This is a genomic window from Hassallia byssoidea VB512170 (assembly GCF_000817785.2).
Classification (GTDB): Bacteria; Cyanobacteriota; Cyanobacteriia; order Cyanobacteriales; family Nostocaceae; genus Hassallia; species Hassallia carrinoi.
Window position 1 is genome coordinate 1 of record NZ_JTCM02000202.1, and the last position, 4,582, is coordinate 4,582.

Genomic DNA, 4,582 nt, shown 5'->3' on the forward strand with positions numbered 1-4,582 from the left:
CTTGATAAAGAGTGCAAATTTAATTGAAGGGCGCCTTCTGTTGCTGGATTCAGAATCACCCAGTATCGCCAACACCTACATTGCCACTAGTGGACTCGCTAACAATCAACGTTTTGATTGTCTCTCATCTCCAGGCAAGGGACCGATTCCTGCCAATAACGTTATTGGTGTTGACTGCTATTGCGTTACCACCACACCTATATATATGCCTGGTGTGCGCGGTGTAGAAGGTAACTTTTACAAGATTAACCCGCATATGGTGATGGTTAATGGTGTGCAGCGGGGTGATTTTGGGGTGCATTTTGACGCGAATATGCCCGGTAGCGCGGGGTGTGTGGTACTGCGTACAAGCGTTGGGTGGCAAGCGTTTGAGAAAGATATGAAAAACTTATACAGTGACGGGGTTAAAGAAGTACCCTTATTAGTGAGCTATAGCCGATGAACAAACTATTTTTAGAGATTGAAGATTTTTACGAGAGGCTGCAAGTGGGGGAATTCGATGAACCACTTGCACTTGCGGCGATACTGCAAAAACTGTCAGATGCAGCGTGGGTAGAAGTCGAGGAACTGTATCAGCCGGCAACTCGCATTGATGCGTGAGGTTATAGTGATGGCTTAGTAAAATCCTCCAGGCGATCGCCCGAACGACGCGATCGCCCTTTTTTAACTTCCTACCTAAAACGTTGTACACTGCCTTGTAACAGGCATTTCAAAAAGTACAATGTTAAAAGGTGGAGTAAATAGTACTAGTTGGCAGCCAGGATGGAAGCACGGGAAAACTCAAGTGATCCGAGTGCCGATCGCGCTAGCACCCAAGATTTTAGAATATGCCAGGGCGCTAGATGAACAAGCTGTAGATTCTGACTTGGGGCTGCAAGCTGAAATATTACAAACCATTGACAGATATATCGAACATAAACGCCGGAACTACCACCCCAACCAAAATTCTAAGCAGCTAGACACTAACACCCGCGCTTGGGATGAGTTGAGGAAGTTTCAAGCGATGGTGGAAAGGGGGGAATTAGAAATTGGGAATTAGAAATTAGTCATTGGGCATTGGTCGTGTGGTGGCGTAAACATCTCGGACGCGAGTACGCTTTTTGAGGATAGTGTCAACGCTCTGGGCGATTGGGTATTGTCGTTGGTTGCCTAGATAGAAGCGCCCAGAGCGTTGCCCCTACATCCTCAAAACCGAGATGTTCTTGCATTAGTGTCCCCGGATATACTGTCGAACGAGCGCAACTATCTCCTGGGGCGATTGTCCATCAAGAATCGCCTCACAAACAACTTGCTTTCTCTGGTTAGCACCAACACTCCCAGCTCGACCACTTATATGACAGCGGTAAATCTTTCTTCCTTCCATCCAGCAGTATCGGTAGTATTCGTGTTTTTCACCGCGCCGCTTAACCCAGTATTTCTCTACCCAATGAGTATGTGGTTGATTAGTGTCAGATGCAACCAGCGACTCAGCACAATTGTGTTCGGGAGCAGTAGTACTATTTACTTGCTCCCGAACAGTGTTTGTTTTCTCTGTCCCTTTTTCGATCTCGTCCCAGAAAGGATCAATAACAGCGGTGCGCGTTGCAGGGGGGATAAAGAACAATTCGAGTTGTTTGTATTTCATGATTTCCCCCCGCGACGTTGAAAGGGGACAATGGCATGAGTTAACGATTGGGACATTTCACGCAGGGCGATTGACCACGCAAACGCTTCAAAGCAAGGAAGATTTTGAAAGTCACACTCGGCGATAAAACGTGTGCGTATCCAGTTTTTGAAATGTTCTACTTGGTCTTGTTCGGTTTTATAATCCGGCATAATCTGTTCATTAGTGTTTAAAGTTGCCGCCTTCAGTGGTTATTGAAGGCGGTTTTTATATGTAGTATTCCCAAAACGGAGAATCTGGACTTATGACTTTTAAGGCTTGCAGTATTCGCTGATTCTCTGGTTCAAAGTAATACTCGTTTTGCAAGCAATCAATTAACCATCCAATTGGATTAGGGATTGTGTCACGTTTATTACGTATTTTGAGAAAGCCTAAAGATATTTTGATTTTTTCAATTGGAAAGTAGTAGAGTTCACACTTCTCTGGTAACTGGATATTTGCTGTTAAACAAAGCTGCTTGATTGATTGTTTTGTCTCTGGTGATACCTGAGATTTAGATTTAGTATCATCAGTCACTTGCTGGTTGAGACTATTAAGAGATTGCTGCTGCTGATAAACCTCGTCGCCAAGCGAAACTTTATTTTCTTGGGTTTCAGGCTGTAAATTGTCACTCGGTTTCTCTAAATCGGACTTTTTTTCCGCAATCTCTTTACGTGGTTCTAACCAGGACAATGGTTTGATAATTAACTTGAATTCATGCCAGTTATACTGCTTAACCAGTTTTATGAGATTGCATTCAAGTAGCTTATTAAAAGCGTTCTTTAACTGTTTCTGGCAGTACGGTTTACCCCTTTGAGGTTCAATCCAAGCGTTAAAGTCTTTCAAACTTGGCTCTATTCTTTTACCAATTTGTCCGTAGCATATTAACCAGTGCCACAGCTTTTGTGCTGAATTCGGAATTTTGTGTTTCAGACAGAGTTCGTCGTGTTTTTTTGTCCAAGCTGTCAAACGAGGGACAGGTTTGTTGTCAGAATGTGGCATAATAAAAGAGTTGCAAGCCAAGATTGTGTCTAGGTTTGTTCACAAACTAAGCATGTACGTAAGTACATGTAGTTCATAACTTGATAAAAGCCGCCCGTCTCCGCTAAAGTTCTGGGGGGCTTTTTAATTTTTAGGGTTTTGAGAAATGAAGCGCGATCGCTCTCAACTGCTGCATCAGATGTGGTTCTTCTAGAAAAGCAGTACGCAGCTGACGCAAGCAAAATATAGCCACATGGGTGGCGGTAGTCCTATCGACTTCCGGATTCTGAACAAGGATAAAATCAATAAATTCAGTTATCTCAAGTCCCACTGACTCAGAAGCCTGGTATAGCTCGCTGATTATTCTTTCTTGGTTTGGCTGCATAATTTTGGGCATTGGGCATTGGGCATTGAGAATTGGACGCGATCGCACTCCTCACATGGTGATAGCACCCATCAAAAAGCCGTCCTACCGCAAGGCGGGGGACGGCGTTATGGACTTTCGTCAGTTTGTGTTTTATCTGGGTTAGGGTATTCGTCTACTTCCTTTTTTTCCGAGGTCAAGGAATTAACATCACGCTCAAGATCCCTAATGGCTGTTAAAAAGTTTTGTTCTAAAGTTCGACTCTCATCAAGGCGTGCTTCCAGGCGTTGCTGATGATTGTGAACGTATGACAAAAATGCCTGCTCTATTAACTTGAGACGTTCTGTAATTTTCCCAGGATCTTCACCTCCATCGATGACAATGATTGCTGCATTTTCTCTCTGAGCATTGTTTCGATAACTTCCGACTTGCTTGTGTTTTGAGCTTGAGATATTGCGTCCAAGTGACTGGCTGCTGTTGGAGTCAACGTCAGGTTCATGCGTTGTTTTTTCTCTTCGTACCAGCCGTGTCTCTTGGAGTCCTTCTTCAGATCGTCGTTGGTCATTTATCGCATTCATAAATCCTACGCATGATTTTAACATTCAATCCTACGCATGATTTTAACCTAATTTATGCGTATGATTTAAAAACTATGATAATATGTCTAATCATACGCATAATGTTTACGAAATGGGGAGAGATAGCAGCCTCCCTGATAAAAGACCTGCCTGTAGACTTTTATGCAGTTAAATTTGCAATACCCAACCGCAACCAAGCAGAGATAGCAGCCTGCTAGCCAAGTAGTGCAAGTAAAAGACCTGCCAGCGGTTGAAGTGAGAGTGCAAGTCACATGTAAGTCACATAAAATTTGCCCCCGAACCACTAAAGCTTTTATCGTTTCGCAAGGAGGACACAACAGACGCAGATCACAGGCTGTGAATACTAGCATTTACATTGTTCACAACATGCCAGCGGTAACGTAAGTAGTTACAGCATTGCTGGCACTTTCTTACACGTCCTTTTGCAAGGAGTGTGAGCGTGTAAGAAAGCGTACACCATTTGAGGAGATGCCTATGCAGCAGTAGTCACGATTGCTTTTTATGCACCTTTTCCGATGACGTAGTAAAACACCAGCACTAGCTGGAGGCTTTGTGCTGGTGTCTTTTTTGACTAACTTACTTTTTTGATATGGAACCAAAATACAAACCCAATGCGAACCCGTGGGCAATTTTTCGCTGCTTTGAACCTACCCGTCAGGTTTGTGTAGCTCGATTTCGCCGACGCTCTGAAGCCGATGGACACATCAAAACTCTACGACGAATGATACCAGATGCGAGTTTTCAAGTAGTATTCGACTCGCAGGGAGATAACCAAGGATAACTTAAAAATTAGGCGTAAGCGCTTTCTGTGTGTGAGAAAGTGCGATCGCCTTCGACAATTCAGACAGACGTATTTTATCACCGCCATGAAAATTAAAAGACTACACGCGCATTTTCTAATTTCAACTGGTAGCTACAACAACGAAAGAATCGGTTTTTCTGTTGAATTGGATGAAAAAGAAACAGTTGAATCCGTGGTCAGCCAGCTGAGAGAAA

9 protein-coding genes are annotated in these 4,582 nt (G+C 43.6%); 4 read left to right on the forward strand and 5 right to left on the reverse strand.

Features of this window, described 5'->3' with window-relative positions:
- From PI95_RS35460 to PI95_RS34645, 3 genes are all read left to right on the forward strand, one after another.
- Nucleotides 1–442 (forward strand): hypothetical protein (locus tag PI95_RS35460; protein WP_236117333.1); only part of this gene is annotated, 442 nt, incomplete at its 5' end.
- Nucleotides 439–600 carry a hypothetical protein gene (locus PI95_RS35465; RefSeq protein ID WP_201280732.1) on the forward strand — a complete coding sequence of 54 codons (162 nt, stop codon included), beginning with the start codon at nt 439–441 and terminating at the stop codon, nt 598–600. The genes PI95_RS35460 and PI95_RS35465, both read left to right, overlap by 4 nt.
- A 121-nt stretch (nt 601–721) precedes the next feature.
- Nucleotides 722–1,039, forward strand: coding sequence for a hypothetical protein (locus PI95_RS34645; RefSeq protein WP_039747794.1), 318 nt, complete (start codon nt 722–724; stop codon nt 1,037–1,039).
- Nucleotides 1,040–1,207: 168 nt separating this feature from the next.
- Here the strand turns inward: PI95_RS34645 and PI95_RS34650 are convergent, their stop codons facing one another.
- The 5 genes from PI95_RS34650 to PI95_RS34665 form a co-directional block, all read right to left on the reverse strand.
- Nucleotides 1,208–1,624, reverse strand: a complete 417-nt coding sequence (locus PI95_RS34650; protein WP_039747793.1) for a hypothetical protein — start codon at nt 1,622–1,624, stop codon at nt 1,208–1,210.
- Complete coding sequence (locus PI95_RS36540) at nt 1,621–1,815, reverse strand: hypothetical protein (protein WP_039747792.1); 195 nt, start codon at nt 1,813–1,815, stop codon at nt 1,621–1,623. Before PI95_RS36540 ends, PI95_RS34650 begins: the two co-directional genes overlap by 4 nt.
- Nucleotides 1,816–1,870: 55 nt before the next feature.
- Complete coding sequence (locus PI95_RS34655; RefSeq protein ID WP_052325231.1) at nt 1,871–2,644, reverse strand: hypothetical protein; 774 nt, start codon at nt 2,642–2,644, stop codon at nt 1,871–1,873.
- 130 nt (nt 2,645–2,774) lie between these two features.
- The gene (locus tag PI95_RS34660) at nt 2,775–3,056 is read right to left on the reverse strand and encodes a hypothetical protein (RefSeq protein ID WP_163519472.1); all 282 of its coding nucleotides are present in this window, start codon (nt 3,054–3,056) and stop codon (nt 2,775–2,777) included.
- Between the two features lie 59 nt (nt 3,057–3,115).
- On the reverse strand, nt 3,116–3,565 hold the full coding sequence (locus tag PI95_RS34665; protein WP_039747790.1) for a hypothetical protein: 450 nt from the start codon (nt 3,563–3,565) through the stop codon (nt 3,116–3,118).
- Between the two features lie 610 nt (nt 3,566–4,175).
- On the opposite strand from PI95_RS34665, the gene PI95_RS34670 reads away from it, so the two are divergent.
- Complete coding sequence (locus PI95_RS34670; RefSeq protein WP_039747788.1) at nt 4,176–4,367, forward strand: hypothetical protein; 192 nt, start codon at nt 4,176–4,178, stop codon at nt 4,365–4,367.
- Nucleotides 4,368–4,582 lie beyond the last annotated feature (215 nt).